The sequence below is a fragment of the Staphylococcus schleiferi genome, from assembly GCF_025558325.1.
Lineage (GTDB): Bacteria > Bacillota > Bacilli > Staphylococcales > Staphylococcaceae > Staphylococcus > Staphylococcus schleiferi.
The window spans coordinates 2,034,850-2,052,008 of the sequence record NZ_CP094712.1 but is presented as its reverse complement, the minus strand read 5'-3'; the positions used below and the strand labels follow the sequence as shown (position 1 = coordinate 2,052,008).

13 protein-coding genes, 1 other RNA gene and 3 pseudogenes are annotated in these 17,159 nt (G+C 35.0%); 9 read left to right on the top strand and 8 right to left on the bottom strand.

The genetic code is table 11. The annotated features are described in order from the left end of the window. From gpmI to ssrA, 8 genes are all read left to right on the top strand, one after another. Positions 1 to 1,521, top strand: coding sequence for a 2,3-bisphosphoglycerate-independent phosphoglycerate mutase (gene gpmI, locus MUA40_RS09700; RefSeq protein WP_016424543.1), 1,521 nt, complete (start codon positions 1 to 3; stop codon positions 1,519 to 1,521). Positions 1,522 to 1,650: 129 nt separating this feature from the next. Further along, positions 1,651 to 2,955 (top strand): surface-displayed alpha-enolase, encoded by a 1,305-nt coding sequence (gene eno, locus MUA40_RS09695; protein WP_016424544.1) that lies wholly within the window; start codon positions 1,651 to 1,653, stop codon positions 2,953 to 2,955. Positions 2,956 to 3,166: 211 nt separating this feature from the next. Beyond that, the gene (locus MUA40_RS09690) at positions 3,167 to 3,634 is read left to right on the top strand and encodes a hypothetical protein (RefSeq protein WP_016424545.1); all 468 of its coding nucleotides are present in this window, start codon (positions 3,167 to 3,169) and stop codon (positions 3,632 to 3,634) included. 68 nt (positions 3,635 to 3,702) lie between these two features. Beyond that, entirely contained in the window at positions 3,703 to 3,936 is a 234-nt protein-coding gene (secG, locus tag MUA40_RS09685) for a preprotein translocase subunit SecG (protein ID WP_016424546.1), read from the top strand. Positions 3,937 to 4,033: 97 nt separating this feature from the next. Then, positions 4,034 to 4,774 carry an alpha/beta hydrolase gene (locus MUA40_RS09680; RefSeq protein WP_016424547.1) on the top strand — a complete coding sequence of 247 codons (741 nt, stop codon included), beginning with the start codon at positions 4,034 to 4,036 and terminating at the stop codon, positions 4,772 to 4,774. Positions 4,775 to 4,856: 82 nt separating this feature from the next. Continuing rightward, positions 4,857 to 7,211 carry a ribonuclease R gene (rnr, locus tag MUA40_RS09675; RefSeq protein WP_167732552.1) on the top strand — a complete coding sequence of 785 codons (2,355 nt, stop codon included), beginning with the start codon at positions 4,857 to 4,859 and terminating at the stop codon, positions 7,209 to 7,211. 15 nt (positions 7,212 to 7,226) lie between these two features. Continuing rightward, positions 7,227 to 7,691, top strand: a complete 465-nt coding sequence (gene smpB, locus MUA40_RS09670; protein WP_016424549.1) for an SsrA-binding protein SmpB — start codon at positions 7,227 to 7,229, stop codon at positions 7,689 to 7,691. A gap of 73 nt (positions 7,692 to 7,764) precedes the next feature. Continuing rightward, positions 7,765 to 8,124: a transfer-messenger RNA gene (gene ssrA / locus MUA40_RS09665) on the top strand. 136 nt (positions 8,125 to 8,260) lie between these two features. Here the strand turns inward: ssrA and MUA40_RS12150 are convergent. From MUA40_RS12150 to MUA40_RS09635, 6 genes and pseudogenes are all read right to left on the bottom strand, one after another. Beyond that, positions 8,261 to 8,431 (bottom strand): annotated as a pseudogene (locus MUA40_RS12150) (ISL3 family transposase); the annotation flags it as partial. 507 nt (positions 8,432 to 8,938) lie between these two features. Then, positions 8,939 to 9,292 (bottom strand): hypothetical protein, encoded by a 354-nt coding sequence (locus MUA40_RS09655; RefSeq protein WP_016424551.1) that lies wholly within the window; start codon positions 9,290 to 9,292, stop codon positions 8,939 to 8,941. After that, positions 9,285 to 9,440, bottom strand: a complete 156-nt coding sequence (locus MUA40_RS09650) for a hypothetical protein (protein WP_228446186.1) — start codon at positions 9,438 to 9,440, stop codon at positions 9,285 to 9,287. The genes MUA40_RS09655 and MUA40_RS09650 overlap by 8 nt, the downstream gene beginning before the upstream one ends. Before the next feature lie 483 nt (positions 9,441 to 9,923). Continuing rightward, positions 9,924 to 10,349 carry a hypothetical protein gene (locus tag MUA40_RS09645; protein ID WP_016424552.1) on the bottom strand — a complete coding sequence of 142 codons (426 nt, stop codon included), beginning with the start codon at positions 10,347 to 10,349 and terminating at the stop codon, positions 9,924 to 9,926. Beyond that, positions 10,350 to 11,063, bottom strand: a pseudogene (locus MUA40_RS09640) (SAR2788 family putative toxin); the annotation flags it as partial. Between the two features lie 158 nt (positions 11,064 to 11,221). Then, positions 11,222 to 12,352: an NAD(P)-dependent alcohol dehydrogenase gene (locus MUA40_RS09635; RefSeq protein WP_126496220.1), complete on the bottom strand. Its 1,131-nt coding sequence runs from the start codon at positions 12,350 to 12,352 to the stop codon at positions 11,222 to 11,224. A 1,816-nt stretch (positions 12,353 to 14,168) separates the two neighbouring features. Here MUA40_RS09635 and MUA40_RS12080 point away from each other — a divergent pair. Beyond that, positions 14,169 to 14,315 (top strand): annotated as a pseudogene (locus MUA40_RS12080) (DUF3885 domain-containing protein); the annotation flags it as partial. Between the two features lie 172 nt (positions 14,316 to 14,487). Here the strand turns inward: MUA40_RS12080 and MUA40_RS09630 are convergent. Beyond that, entirely contained in the window at positions 14,488 to 15,744 is a 1,257-nt protein-coding gene (locus MUA40_RS09630) for an MFS transporter (protein ID WP_262569512.1), read from the bottom strand. Positions 15,745 to 15,782: 38 nt separating this feature from the next. Further along, positions 15,783 to 17,147, bottom strand: a complete 1,365-nt coding sequence (locus MUA40_RS09625) for an LLM class flavin-dependent oxidoreductase (protein ID WP_126496218.1) — start codon at positions 17,145 to 17,147, stop codon at positions 15,783 to 15,785. Positions 17,148 to 17,159: the final 12 nt, after the last annotated feature.

Below are 17,159 nucleotides of genomic sequence, written 5' to 3'. Positions count from 1 at the left end.
ATGGCCAAAAAGCCAACAGCTCTTATTATTTTAGACGGATTTGCAAATCGTGAAGAAGTCCATGGTAATGCTGTCAAATTAGCAAACAAACCTAATTTTGACCGCTATTTTGAAAAATATCCGACAACGCAAATTGAAGCGAGTGGTTTGGATGTAGGTCTTCCAGATGGCCAAATGGGTAACTCAGAAGTTGGACATATGAATATTGGTGCTGGACGCATTGTGTACCAAAGTTTAACACGTATTAACAAATCTATTGAAGAAGGTGACTTTTTCGATAACGCGGTTTTAAACAGTGCAATCGATCATGCGTTGAATCATCAATCCGCATTACATGTTTTTGGTCTGCTTTCTGATGGTGGTGTGCACAGTCATTACGAACATCTTTATGCGATTTTAGAACTTGCTAAAAGAAAAGGTTTAACAAAGGTTTACGTGCATGCATTTTTAGATGGTCGTGACGTTGATCAAAAATCTGCACTTAAATATATTGATGAAACTGAAGATAAATTCAAAGAACTTGGTGTCGGTCAATTTGCTTCTGTTTCTGGTCGTTATTACGCAATGGACCGTGATAAACGTTGGGAACGTGAAGAAAAAGCACACGATGCGATTCGTGGATTTGATCATGTCGTTAAATATCCTTCAGCACACGAAGGGGTTCAAGCAAACTATGATAACGATTTGACAGATGAATTTATCGAGCCGTTTGTTGTAGAAAATCAAAATGATGGTGTAAATGACGGTGATGCAGTCATTTTCTATAACTTCAGACCTGACCGCGCTGGACAACTTTCAGAAATCTTTACAAATAAAGCTTTTGATGGTTTTGAGGTTGAACAAGTTAAAGATTTATATTTTGCTACATTTACAGGCTATAATGATCAAGTTGATGCACATATTGTATTTGAAAAAGTTGATTTGAAAAATACAATCGGTGAAGTTGCACAAGATAACGGTTTAGTGCAATTAAGAATTGCAGAAACTGAAAAATATCCTCACGTGACTTACTTTATGAACGGGGGTCAAAACGAGGAATTCAAAGGTGAGCGTCGTCGTTTAATCAATTCACCTAAAGTTGCAACTTATGATTTAAAACCTGAAATGAGCGCTTATGAAGTTCGCGATGCATTATTAGAAGAATTAGATAAAGGCGATTTAGATCTTATTATCTTAAACTTTGCGAACCCAGATATGGTGGGTCACAGTGGTAAGTTAGAACCAACTATTAAAGCAATCGAAGCTGTAGACGAATGTCTCGGCGAAGTCGTTGATAAAATCATCGATATGGGTGGTCACGCAATAATCACTGCTGACCATGGTAACTCTGATGAAGTGTTAACAGATGATGATCAACCAATGACAACGCACACAACAAACCCTGTTCCAGTAATCTTGACTAAAGAAGGCCATACTTTGCGTTCAACAGGACGCTTAGGTGACTTAGCGCCAACATTACTTGATATCATGGGCTTAAAACAACCAGAAGATATGACTGGTGAATCATTAATCGAGCACTAAATCATTTTGAAAAATAAGTATTACTCGTTATAATAACAATGAACAGCCAACCTGTTTTGGATAAAATAATGTCTGTTTAAAAAATTAAGAACAGATCATAAAATTGATTGAAAAAGGAGATTTAACATTATGCCAATTATTACTGATGTATACGCTCGCGAAGTACTAGACTCACGCGGTAACCCTACAGTTGAGGTTGAAGTTTTAACAGAAAGTGGTGCGTTTGGTCGTGCACTCGTACCTTCAGGTGCATCAACTGGTGAACACGAAGCTGTAGAATTACGTGACGGAGATAAAGCACGTTATTCAGGTAAAGGTGTAGAAAAAGCCGTTGAAAACGTAAACGAAATTATTGCACCAGAATTAATCGAAGGTGAGTTCTCAGTACTAGAACAAGTTTCAATCGATAAAATGATGATTCAATTAGATGGCACTGCTAACAAAGGTAAGTTAGGTGCAAACGCAATTTTAGGTGTTTCAATTGCTGTCGCACGTGCAGCTGCAGACTTCTTAGGTCAACCATTGTACAAATATTTAGGTGGATTCAATTCAACTGTATTACCTACACCAATGATGAACATTGTAAACGGTGGTTCTCATTCAGATGCACCAATTGCATTCCAAGAGTTCATGATTTTACCAGTAGGTGCTGAAACATTCAAAGAAGCATTACGATGGGGCGCAGAAGTGTTCCACGCATTGGCTAAAATCTTAAAATCACGCGGTTTAGTGACTGCAGTAGGTGATGAAGGTGGATTCGCACCTAAATTCGAAGGTACTGAAGATGGCGTAGAAACAATCATCGAAGCTATTAAAGCAGCTGGTTTAGAACCAGGTAAAGATGTTTACCTTGGATTCGACTGTGCTTCTTCTGAATTCTACGAAAATGGTGTTTATGATTACACTAAATTTGAAGGCGAAAATGGTGCAAAACGTACAGCTGAAGAACAAGTTGACTACTTAGAACAACTTGTTGATAAATATCCAATCCTTTCTATTGAAGATGGTATGGATGAAAACGACTGGGAAGGTTGGAAGTTATTAACAGAACGTATCGGAGATCGCGTTCAATTAGTTGGAGATGACTTGTTCGTAACAAATACTGAAATTTTATCAAAAGGTATTGAACAAAACATCGGTAACTCAATCTTAATCAAAGTTAACCAAATCGGTACTTTAACTGAAACATTCGAAGCAATCGAAATGGCTCAAAAAGCTGGTTATACAGCTGTTGTATCGCACCGTTCAGGTGAAACTGAAGACACTACAATTGCTGACATTGCAGTAGCTACAAATGCAGGTCAAATCAAAACAGGTTCTTTATCACGTACAGATCGTATCGCAAAATACAATCAATTATTACGTATTGAAGATGAATTATATGAAGCAGCTAAATATGAAGGTTTAAAATCATTCTATAACTTAAACAAATAATATTAAGTTAAATAGATGAATTAAATGATAATTGAGAGGTTGAGTAACACTAATTTGTTGCTTAACCTCTCGTTTTTTCATTCAAAACTTTAATATAAGTGGAGTGCTCAAATAGATATCGTTGTGTTCGTTTTATTTCGACCAAGACTTAGATTTTCAATGTGTTTTGAAACTGATATAATAATATTAAAAGTATAAGAAGGAGTCTTTTATGTCACAACTACAAAACTCTGAAATGCGTGCACAACATACCGGCAAATTATTAGGCTATATTTCATTTTTATTTGCGGTCTGCTTAGTGATTCATCAGGTCGTTATTGTTGATGGTCATGTGATTACGTATATGTTGGAACATTCGGGTAATAAGGCAACAGAAAATAGCATCAATGCAATTAATAACAGCTTACGCTATGTAGGCATTTTATATGTTTTAGCCTATGCAGCAGGTGTCGTTGCACTTAAAAATCAACATCCTTATTTATGGTGGTTTATGCTTGCAGTCTTTATTTCCCAATTATTTAATGCGCTACTCAATCCACCCATCCTTTATGCAGCGATTTTTCATGTGAAAGGATTTTTCGCACTAGTTCCTTATCTCCTCGTGAATTTAGGTTCTTTAGTTCTCGCGATAATGATGATTACCGTAAGTGTGAAGCGTAAATCGACATTTAATCTTTAAACTATATTGTGAATATACGGCAAATATGGTAAAATAGCTTCCGTATATGATGAATGGAGGACAGTCTGATGCATACCTTTTTTGTAGTATTACTCATTATTGACTGTATCGCACTCATCACGGTTGTTTTATTACAAGAAGGTAAGAGTAACGGCTTATCAGGCGCAATCAGCGGTGGTGCTGAACAGTTATTCGGTAAGCAAAAACAACGTGGTGTAGATTTATTTTTGCATAGATTGACAATTGTACTATCGATTATTTTCTTTGTATTAATGTTAGGTATCAGTTACTTTAATATGTAGAGTCCGGCCGTTGAAAAGTCGGGCTTTTTTGTTTGTATGTACGATTTTTTATCGATAGAATGAATCATATGAGTGTTTGAAAGGACGAGATTGTATTATGAAAATTCAACTACCTAAGCCTTTCTTTTTTGAAGAAGGGAAACGCGCTGTGTTATTATTACACGGTTTTACAGGTAATAGTTCAGACGTACGCCAGTTAGGCCGCTTTTTACAAAAGAAAGGCTATACTTCCTATGCGCCTCATTATGAGGGACATGCAGCGCCACCAGAAGAAATTTTAAAATCAAGCCCACATGTGTGGTATAAAGATGCAGTGGATGGTTATGATTACTTAGTAGAACAAGGCTACGATGAAATTGCTGTAGCAGGTTTATCATTAGGTGGCGTATTTGCGCTGAAATTAAGCTTAAATCGCAGTGTGAAGGGTATTGTAACCATGTGTACGCCGATGTACATTAAAACAGAAGGTGCAATGTATGAAGGTGTTTTAGAATATGCTAGAAACTTTAAAAAGTATGAGGGGAAAGATGAAGCGACGATAGAAAAAGAGATGGTAGCATTTCATCCGACTAGTACTTTAAAAGAACTCCAAGGTACATTGCAAGAAGTCAGAGATGCTGTAGATGAAGTGATGGATCCGTTACTCGTGATTCAATCAGAAAACGATGAAATGATTAATCCGGATTCTGCTAATATCATATACAATGAAGCTATTTCTGAAGATAAGCATTTATCATGGTATCAAAATTCAGGTCATGTCATTACAATTGATAAAGAAAAAGAAGCTGTGTTTGAAGAAATTTATTCATTTTTAGAAACATTAGATTGGTCTGAATAGCGCATATTAAAAAGTCAATTTTAAATACGTGACAAGTTAGAAAGTCATTTAAATCAGATTTTAAATAGAAAGGAGGAGCAAGATGAATTTAAAAGAAGAGATTAAGGCAATTATCCAAAGCGCTGATTATGAACCGATGTCAGTGTCTGACTTCCAAGATGCATTAGGATTAAATAGTGCAGATTCATTTCGTGACCTCATAAAAATATTGGTTGAGTTAGAACAATCAGGAATGGTTACACGGACAAAACAAGACCGTTATCAAAAACGCGGACCTAAACCAGGCATTGTCAGAGGAACATTAAGCCAAAATAAGAAAGGGTTTGCGTTTCTTAGACCTGAAGAAGAGGACATGGAAGATATCTTTATACCGCCTACAAAAATTAATAGAGCAATGGATGGCGATACGGTTATCGTAGAAGTGAAAAAATCTCGCGGCGACTTCCGTAAAGGAAAATTTGAAGGTGAAGTAAAGGCGATAGAATCACATTCGATTAAACAAGTGGTTGGTACATTCTCAGAAGCCCGTCATTTTGGTTTCGTGGTGCCTGATGATAAAAGAATTATGCAAGACATCTTTATTCCTAAAGGGCAGGATTTAGGTGCGATTGATGGCCATAAAGTTCTTGTACAAATTACAAAGTATTCTGATGGAACTAATAATCCTGAAGGCCAAGTATCAGCGATTTTAGGCCATAAAAATGATCCAGGCGTAGATATTTTATCCATCATTTATCAACATGGAATCGAGATAGAATTTCCAGATGATGTTTTGAAAGAGGCTGAACGCATTCCTGAAACAATTCAACCGTCAGAACTTGAAGGACGTCAAGATTTGCGTCAAGATTTAACTATTACCATTGATGGCGCAGACGCGAAAGATTTAGATGATGCGATTGCAGTCAAAAAATTAGATCATGGAAATACTGAATTAACAGTAAGTATTGCTGATGTGAGTTATTACGTCAAAGAAGGTTCTGCACTCGATCGAGAAGCTTATGATCGTTCGACAAGTGTGTATTTAGTTGACCGTGTAATACCAATGATTCCACATCGATTAAGTAACGGAATTTGTTCGTTAAATCCAAATGTTGATCGTTTGGCGATGAGTTGCCGTATGGTCATTAATCCTGAAGGTAAAGTCATCAAACACGAAATATTTGATAGTGTGATTCATTCTAATGCAAGAATGACATATGAAGCTGTGAATCGTATCATTACTGATAGAGATCCAGAAACACGCCAAAAATATCGTGAGCTTGTACCCATGTTAGATTTAGCTAAAGATTTATCTCAAACATTAATCGATATGCGTAAAAAACGTGGCGAAATAGATTTTGATATCAAAGAGGCTAAGGTTTTAGTCAATGAAGAAGGTATTCCAAAAGAAGTGGTTACACGTGAACGTGGTGAAGGTGAGCGACTTATTGAATCATTTATGTTGATTGCCAATGAAACGATAGCAGAACATTTTAGTAAGATGGAAGTTCCATTTATTTACCGTGTTCATGAACAACCAAAATCAGAGCGATTACGCCAATTTTTTGACTTTATTACGAATTTTGGCATCATGATTCAAGGAACAGGGGAAGATATTCATCCAAGTACTTTACAAAGTATTAGTGAAGAAATTACGGGAAGACCAGAAGATATGGTCATATCCACAATGATGCTTCGCTCAATGCAACAAGCGCATTACGATGCAGAAAATTTAGGTCATTTCGGTTTAGCAGCTGATTATTATACGCACTTTACATCACCTATACGACGTTATCCAGACTTAATCGTACACCGATTGATTAGAAAATATCTTATTGAAAAGTCGATGGATGGAAAAGCGAAACACGAATGGGAAGAAAAGTTACCTCAAATTGCTGAGCATACGTCACAACGTGAACGTCGTGCGGTCGATGCGGAACGTTATACGGATGAACTTAAAAAAGCAGAGTACATGATTCAACATATTGGTAATGAATTTGAAGGTGTCATTAGTTCAGTAGCAAACTTTGGTATGTTTATTGAACTCCCAAATACAATTGAAGGGATGATCAATGTTCAAAATATGACCGATGACTATTACCATTTTGATGAGCGACAAATGGCGCTTATCGGTGAAAGAAAAGCGACTGTCTATCGAATTGGTGATGTTGTAAAAGTCAAAGTGGTTCATGTAGATGTAGAAGAACGACAAATTGATTTTCAAATTGTAGGCATGCCTATTGATTTTGGTCGACAACGAGATAAAAAAGCACGCGGTAAAACGATACAAGCAGCAACAAAAGGTAATCAGTTTGAAAAGAAAAAAACTAAAAAGAAAAAGCAGAAGCAACGTAAAGGAAAAAACGCACGCCGTCGTGAAAAATCTGGAAATACACAGCATCAACCTTTTTATAAAGGGAAAAGTGTGAAGAAAAAAGCACGAAAAAAGAAAAAATAATTTGAGGTGAAACCAATGCCAAAAAAATCAGGTAAAGGCACATTAGCAGAAAATCGTAAGGCACGTCATGATTATAACATCGAAGACACGATTGAAGCGGGCATTGTGTTGCAAGGGACTGAAATTAAGTCGATACGTCGTGGAAGTGCGAATTTAAAGGACAGCTATGCACAAGTTAAACGCGGTGAAATCTTTCTTCACAATATGCATATCGCACCTTATGAAGAAGGTAATCGTTTCAACCATGACCCAAGACGTATACGCAAATTATTGTTGCACAAGCGAGAAATTACTAAACTCGGTGAACGTACACGTGAAATCGGATATTCGATTATTCCGCTCAAGCTCTATTTAAAGCATGGAAATTGTAAAGTATTACTTGGTATTGCAAGAGGCAAGAAAAAATACGATAAACGTCAAACTTTAAAAGAAAAAGCTGTGAAGCGAGATATGGATCGTGCAATGAAACAAAAATATTAAAGCATTGCTAAGATTGTAAAATTTTGATATGATATAATGTGCTTTCGTATAAAGAAAGCACATTTAGAATAACGGGGACGTTTATGGATTCGACAGGGGTCCCCAGAGCTCATGAAGCGTGTCGGAGGGTTGTCTCCGTTATCAACACATCAGTTTATAATAACTGGCAAAACTAACAATAATTTAGCAGTAGCTGCGTAATTGCACTCTGCATCACCTAACCGCATCGCCTATGTGCTGTTAACGTGATTCAACTTTAGTAGGATACGCTCGTCACTGCCGTTTGAAGTCTGACGAGAAGAGATCAATCAAACTAGCATCATGTTGGCTGTCTATCGCCTTGCATGATGTGAAATTCATGGATAGACTACACACGTAGAAACATTTGTATCAGGACCTTTGGACGCGGGTTCAAATCCCGCCGTCTCCATACTTTAGTCTATAACCCTTGTGGTTATGGGCTTTTTTTATTGGCTCTATGTCAACGTCGGTTGGCGAGACGATAACGCATTAAACAACGTTATTTCTTGTTTAATATGTTTTTTACATTCACTTACAAATGCTTTTTGAATGACACACTTGAGTCCTTGTGAAATATCTTTTGTTTTTGAATCCTGTAAGATGAACTGTAATTGTTGGATATCGTCTGCTTTTAAAGCACTTAAAAGACGATGCCCCGTTTCATATGTCTCTTTGAGCCTCTCATCAAGACTCAATAAATAATGGACTAAACTGCATTGCATCATAACTCAATCGTCTCTATCGTTGGAAAGTCCTATAGATTAGAAAAGCATTTCCTTTCAGAAAAGGAATAAAACTGTATATTCTTATTTAAGTGAAATTGTACGTATTTATCTTGACGTTTATAGGTGATTTATTGAAAAACTATCTTAAAGGGGGAGTTTTTATTGATTTAATAATATTAAACATACATATGGTATTTGCTAGAAGAAGAAAGGAATAAAAAACACATCATTTCTAGGTGAGTATCTAAAACTCCAGATGAAACGACCAGAAACGAATTACGTGTATTAAAGAAATAACTTAAACAATGTGACGAAGAAAAATCACACTTTGAGCCACAACTGAAACAAGCACAACGTTCAGAAACGATTGAGCGTAAGAAAATAGAAGATGCTGAGAAATAAACGAAAAAAGTACCCTAATAGAACTAAAATTATAGATGATGTTCTATTGGAGGGTTAAAATTAAAAAGAGCCTAGCAAATCAATGCTATGCTCTTATTTTTATACTCTTAAATCAAGATATAACTTTTGTGCATATGGTAATAATTCAGGTATATAATTTCTAGCGTAGCCTTCTATAAATCTTAAAGCTTGAGAGTCTGTTATTTCGTCATATTTAGCTATATTTTTAATTAGTATAGATTTAAATTCTTCAATGTTCATATCATCAGTATTTTTGTTATTAGACAACCTTATAAATGCCATCAATACTTTTTCATATTCATCTAGAGTGATACCTAAGTCTAAACATAAAAGACTTATTGATTTTGTATTGTAAGGATGATGTCCTACGATTTCAGCTAGTTCTGAAACTGCTTGATATAGTAACCTTATATCATCTTTATTTTCAAACATTATTTTCACTCCTAAACAAGTAAGTTAATACCTTTTTTACTGCAACTTTAACTTGACCAGCGAGGCCTTTTTCAACGCCAGCTTCTACTAATCCTCTATACACTGCATCAGCAACTGAGTTAGCTGGGACTTCAGATAATTTTAACAAAGGGCGTAGTTCTGCATCAATTGCTTCGAAATTTTTTGAAACAGCATTTGCTGCTTTTTGATTGTCAGTAACAGTTTTAACTGCACATACTAATTTACCCTTAATAGCTTTTTTAGTAAGTTATATCCTGGTTTTAATTGTCCATTTTTCATGTGGTCATCTTTCATTCCCATAAATGCCGCATCATGACCTGTTGTTGAATAGCGCTTTCTGTCACCATAAATTTCCTTTTGATTCTCATATTTAATTTTACGTTCTCTAAGATCATTAATTGCTTTTTTGCTTTTTTTAATTTGGCTTCGCTATTTTCTCAATGTTTTACGTTCTTGAGTATTGGCCGTATTTTCGATTTGAGAAATTTAATTTTTTTCTTTGTTCTCTAGATAGGTTTCAATTTGATTCATCTCTTCTTTAGATAACTTTTCTGAGGATTCTTTTTTTATTTTTGGAATTATGTCCCAGCCCTTTTGGTTTAATTATGAATTATGATTTAGCGTATTTAATAGCTATATCATTTTTAGGGTCTTTTTCAAGTACTTTATTTGCAACCATTTCAATATTCTCTTTACTAATCATATCGAAATCTGGTTCATCCAGAATCTCTAAAAATTCATTCAACAAATTTTGATTTTTAAATTGTGAAATCTCAAGCGATTGCCAATAGTGATAATAAGCTAAATCATAAGCACTAACTACATAATTAAAATGAAAATGATAGATGCTTGCGACCATTTCGTGATATTCAATCGTGTTAATTTGATTAGCAAGGTTTGATAAATAATATGCTAATTTTTCGTCTGAAATGTCGTTTGACATAAAGTATGTTAAAACATTGTCCAAGTCTTTGTTTTCTAACATTCTTTGCAATTCAGTTGGTAATAAATTTAATATAATGTTAGTGCTTTTCATTTATTTGCCTCCATTCGATACATATATTTTACTTTTTTCGTGTGTAGGTTACGACTACTGTTCTAGCACTCATGGTAAGTGTTTTTTAATATACAGTATTCTTATTTCTGCTTTGCTTTCCCTGTCTCATAACATGTGACATTACTTTAGAAACGTCACTCCAATTATTTTTAGTTACTTTGCTCCAATTATGTTTACTAGCAAGAATGTGTTTTCCTTTATTAGCTCCTAAATGGGCTATTGAAGGTAAAACTTTACCAAAGCTTTTAGTTTTAATAGCGTTTTGAGTTGCGCTCTTTCCATATTTTTTACAGCGTATTTCACACCATATCTAGCTACAGCTGCTAATATTATTAATGGCCATGCAGATGATTTAGCTTCAATTGAGTTGTGTTTTATTATTTCACTAGTATCTTTGTCGATAAATGTAGCTTCATACTCTTCATTTTCAAGTTGATCTATTAAAACATTAAACTTCTTATTTATTGATTCGCCATTTTCAACAATATAGCTACCTTTGACTTCCATTGTATCAGTATCCAAATCATATTGAATATTTGCCTTTAAATCAATATCTTCTTTAGGTAATTCAATAACTGGATCTGCATCGCTATTTGTTTTATCAATAATTTCTACTTCATTTGGATTTTGTAAATTATTTTTATGTAAATCTTATTGTGTGATTTCATTACTAGAAATTTCACTTGTTTGGATTATACATGGTTTTGAAGACTGAGCAATTGGTGTAGCAAAAAAAGAGATTAAGCAACGCTATGCTACTTAACCTCTATATTTTATTCATCAGTCCTATTTGACAGAAAATCTATACGAGTTGGACGGTGTGGTTTAAATATTTTAGAGTTATGTCATATTTATTTTTCAGCACTACTAACTTTGTATTCAGGGTCTATAATCAGTACAGGTTTGATTACTTTTCCAGTGTTGGAATCTAAACTTGCTTGATTAATCTCTTCAAATTTGTAGTATTGAATTAATCTATCGAAATTAAATTTTCCTTGTTGATATAATGCTATCAATTGAGGAATTTCAATTTGTGCAATGGCATCACCCATTAAAACCCCTTTGATTGTTTTGTTTTGAAGAACTAAATCTAAAAATGGATTAATATCTATAGTTTTGGGGGTAACTGCTACTGGTGCAGCAATGCCTTGTGCACTCAGTATCTCAATAGAAGATTTCATGATATCACGCACTCCGGTTGTATCTACAGAAAATTTGACCCCTTTATCTTGAGTGATACGTTTTACTGCTGAGCATATGTCTTCTTTAGAGCTATTGATAACATGTGTTGCCCCTAATTCTTTAGCGATTTGTAGTCTATAATCATGAATATCAATAGCAATTACAGTCGTACATCCTTGAGCTTTTGCTAACATTAAGGCAGCAAGTCCAACTGCACCTGTGCCAAATACAGCTATACTATCTCCTGATTGAGGTTTTAAGCCATTTACGACGGTACCAGCACCAGTGAGAAAGCCGCATCCTAGTGGGGCGACTAATCTTAAGTCAATGTTATCATCGATTTTAACTAAATTCTTATAGTTCGTTAAGGTATACGTGGAAAATGCACTTTGAGTAAAAAAGTTCGAAACCGGTGTACCATCTTGTTTTTTGAATACATAAGAACCATCAAGTCTTGTGCCACTCATATTTAGCGCTGCCCAAGATTTACAAGAAGAGGGGTGCCCAGATTTGCATTGCATGCATTCACCACAAATATTATAGGTCATTAAAACGTGATCACCGACCTTGAAGTTTTTTGCTGCTTCTCCAACTTTAACGATAATACCAGCGCCTTCATGACCCAAAACTGCAGGTAACGGTATTTCTGCCTCTCCAATTCTAATTGCCTCATCTGAATGACATATTCCAGATGCAACGACTTTTACAATAACTTCGTCTTTTTGCATATCTTGGAGCTCTAATGTCTCAAATTCATAATCCTTGCCAACTGCATTCACAACGGCTGATTTTACTAACATACTATACACCTTCTATTATGATATATGTGTAATATAACACTAAGTGCATTTTTTCACAAATAAAAAATGCTATAAAATTTTAAGTGAATAAATAAATATAAAAAATGATATTTAAAAAACAATGTGTTGAATAGAAAGAATATATTGTATTTAATGCTTAGAAAGTAGATAGAGAAGCCTTTTTATGTTTATTACGTCAACTTGAATAGATGAGATATATTTTTGAGAGAGGATAAATAGCAAATAGAGAGTTAATTTAATCATTTTTTCACTAGCGTATTTCATAGCTATAATGTGTATTGTTTTTTTCATTACTTCATTGTAACCTTAAATAATTTAAAATAGCAGTACTCGAAATTGAATCAATAAGGAATGTGATCAGCTATGGGATTTGTCATGATATCACTTTAGATTATAATAGAGATAAATTAAATTTCTAATATGACTGTACTTTAAGCGTTGCTACATCTTATTTTATAAAAAGGTTTTTGCGGTGAAATCATGAAAACAATATATCAATTACTTATAGGAAGAATAGCGATAAATATTGGAGATAGTATTATATTAATTTCATTAACTTGGTATATTGCTACTCAATATGATAACCCCGTATATTTAGGCATAATAGGCGCTATTGTAGGTATTATAGATGTGTGTATGATATTCTTAGGACCGATTTTAGATAGATATCATATTAAAAAATCCTATATCTAAGTACGATGATACAAATTATTTTAGTCACTTTGTTAGCATTGTTATTTTATAGTGGACACATGGGTTTAATAAAGATGTATATATTATTGAGTTTGTCTTTAATATTTTCATCTCTCATTTATCCAGCAGAGAGTGTCTTAAATCCTATCTAAAGATGAAGATGAAATCATGAAGAACAATTCATTATTTCAACTTACTTATAAAGGTTTAAATATTATCCTAGATAGTTTTATTGGTTTTTTATTAAGTGTCATATTAATTCAAAATCTCATGAGCTTGAATATATTCATATTTCTAATCGCGTTTATCATGTTTAAACTATTAAAAGTCAACATAGCTCACCAGAACGGTCATCCGAATGATCAATATAAAACAATCAGCACAGAATACATGGAAGATTTTAAGGAAGGCCTACGATATGTTTCTAACAAGAAAATTCTTAAATTGTTGCTTCCTTTATCTCTCATTAATTTTTCAATATCGGCTGTTACAGTTATTTATCCGAAATTGGCACTAGCATATGGTCATGATAGTAAATATATGCTGTGCTCCTTTTCGCTAACGGTTTAGGTATGATGATAGGATTTTTAGCAGCTCCAAAGGTCATTAAGCAATTTAAATTTAACAAGTTGTTATTTCTTAGCTTCTTGATTTTATCAATCGTGTGGTTCATTCTTTATTTATTTGGGACACATAGTATCATCGTTTGTTCGATATTGCTATTTTTATCAATCTTTCATTTATTAAGCTTTTCAAATTTTGCCTCCCAAACATATGCTTGGTCGAGTCGCAACAACAAATGAAACACTTTTGAGTATTCTTATACCGATTGGTGCACTGGTAGGTGGTACTTTGCCTAATATTTTTAATTCGATAAGTATCAATTTTATTTTAATCGCTATTTTGAGTATAGCAATCTCATTATTCTACTTGTTAGATAAAGATATTCAACGTATAAAAAAGTTAAATCTTCTAAAGTGAGGTAGCAAGGGTTTTACTCTGTTAGCAAAAGTGGTGTTGAGTGCTGTTAGACTAAAAACAGCTACGGTAATAGGGAAAATTAAGTTAATAAGGGCTTAACATTATGTATTTTAATAAAGCTAATTTGGATATTAAAAATTTGTCTTATTTTAAAGAATACTTAAAAGTGAATGACGATACTGTTTTATGCGATGGGGTTGCATATCATTGTTCTATAAAGGATATTAAATATAAGAAGCTAATAAAGGTTATAGCCAATCAAGATTTTATATGAGGCGCATTATTAGCTTAATTAAGAGTGATCAGATAAAGTTACTTGCGCGCTTTTGTATCAAAACAGGACCTGTGATTGCATCACAAGTCCTATTTAGTATAGTATCTTAATTTTGAAGTAGCGGCTGGAATGATTTTTATTGTCTGACTCTTTTCAAAGTAGTCAATTATCCTTCTGCGTACGGATCTTTTGTGATGATATTGCGTTCTTCTGGTGTTTTTAAAAGTTGAACTAGAAAAGCGGAACTTAAATAAATAGCTGCTATTAACCACATCAGGCCTCGTGTTCCAATCGTATCGTGTAATAATCCTACAAGACCAGGTCCTATAAATACGCATAAACCGGCACCTAAGTTTAATAGAGACATGGCCGCGCCTTTATGACTATCGCCAACTAATGAAGGGGTTAAAGCGTTGATTGGGACAAATCCAGCAAGGCAAATTCCCCAAAGTATACCTATAATAGCGATAAGAATAACATTTCCTCCGAACCATTGAGGTACAAAATATAAGCCGATGGTGAATAAGGCACAGCCGACACCACCAAACCAACGAATCGTGGTACGCCAGCCCAATTTATCTCCAATCCAACCAAATATAAGGTTAAATATGACATTTGAAGTGAAAATAGTGCCCCAAATATTCAGCCAAGTGGTCGTTGTGATACCCTTTTCCGACAAATAGACAGGTAAGAATAGAGGGAAAGCATAAGTAGCTATAGAATTAATAACGCGAACTAAGCATGCAACGACGACGCGTGGCTCATATGCAACGATTGTGAAGCCTTCTAAAAGTTGTTGCCATTTATTTTTATGTGAATGACTTTCATTTTTAACAAAGATGTCTTTGTTAGCAACGATTGCTAACAGGGCACCAATGATGACCCAAATTAAAGCGGTCCATAACGTTCCAATATACCCTAATACTTTAATAGCAATAGATGAATAATACGCACCAAAAACATACATTCCTGCTACAAATACAAACCAAAACCAATCGACTGCGGTTCCTAATTTGTGTTGAGGTGAGCGATATGTAATCCATACGAGAAAAGCATATGCAAATAAAGGATAGCCAAATCCACGTACACTATAGGTAATAATCATCAAAAAATACTGTTCAGAAGGTAAAGCCCAACTAATGAATAATATTTGTCCAATGATATAGATAACTGTACCTGTCAGCATCACTTTTCGTGGTCCAAACATTTCAACTAACACACCAGAAAACCATGATGCAATGGCTATGGTTACACCGTAGCCAGTAGTGACATAGGCAGCTTGTTGTAGTGTCAAACCATGGTCAATAAGATAAGGACTAATCCATGCGGCTTCTAAACCGTCTCCCATCATAAATATTAAAACACCTACGTAGCCCCATAATAATGAAGGTGGAAATCCAAGCTTTGAGACTGAAATTTTCATATAATCCCTCCCTTTAGAAAATAAAAATACAGTAGTTTTTAATTTGAAAGTTGACGTGCTGGATGATCTTCACGAATGTATTTTGCACCTTTACCAAATAGGTTTTCTCGAAGTGTCTCTCCTTCATAATCTTGTCGATAAATGCCTCTTTCTTGAAGGACTGGAACCACTTTTTCAACAAACTCTTCAAGTGTGCCCGGAGAATAGGCTTGTGCAACATTAAATCCGTCTACATCAGCATCACGAATCCATTCTTCCAGTTGATCTGCAATCTTTTCAGGTGTACCTACGAAGCGGACTGGACCTGTCCCTAAGCCATGAAATTTAATCGCTTCTCTCAACGTCCATTTGCGATTTGGGTCTTTAGTATACATATCCATAGCATGTTGAATCGCACCGGTTTCAATGCTTTCTAGATATTGATCTGGATCGTATTGAGAGAAATCAATACCGGTATGTCCACTCAATAAAGCAGCTGTTCCTTCATAACTGACCAGTTCGACCAATGCTTGATGTTTTTCTTCAGCTGCTTCTTCAGTTTCTCCAATGATTGGCATAATAAGCGGTAAAAATAACAATGAGTTTTTATCACGCCCGAATTTTTCTGCGCGTGCTCTTACATCCGCGACATAAGCTTTACAAGCATCTAAAGAGTGCTGAGTCGTAAAGACGGCTTCTGCATGTTTTGCTGCAAAATCACGACCCCGTGAAGATGCGCCTGCTTGGAAAATAACAGGTGTTCGTTGCGGTGAAGGATCAACAAGATGAGGACCCGGAACATTGAAAAACTTGCCTTTGTGATGAATTAAGTTGACTTTATCAGGATCAGTATATGTATCACTGTCAATATCTCTGACGATAGCTTGGTCATCCCAACTCTTTTCCCATAATTTGTAAGTGACTTCTAAAAATTCATCCGCACGATCATAGCGTGTTTCTTTTGGCAAGCGCTCTGTGAGACCTAAGTTGACAGCCTCACTTTCTAAATAAGAGGTAACGACATTCCATCCGATGCGTCCTTTAGATAAGTGATCTAGTGTAGAGAGTTGTCGCGCTAATTGATAAGGTTTTGCATATGTTGTCGATACGGTAGGTGCAAAACCGAGGTGCTTCGTAACTGCTGCCATTGCTGAAATCGTTGCAATAGGATCATAAGCAGGAAATTGAACTGCATATTTTGTGGCAGCCCTATGAGAATTTTCATAAACACTATAAGTCCCTAAAACGTCAGCCATAAAAAGGGCATCAAACTTTCCTTTTTCGAGTGTTTGCGCAAGATGCGTCCAATATTCGATATCTCCATGAAGATGCCCTTTATCTTTTTCGTGTTTCCATAAACCTATGGAATGCGGTGATGGAGACTGTTGGACAAAACCGTTTAAATGTATTTGTTTCTTTGACATAAAAAGACCCCC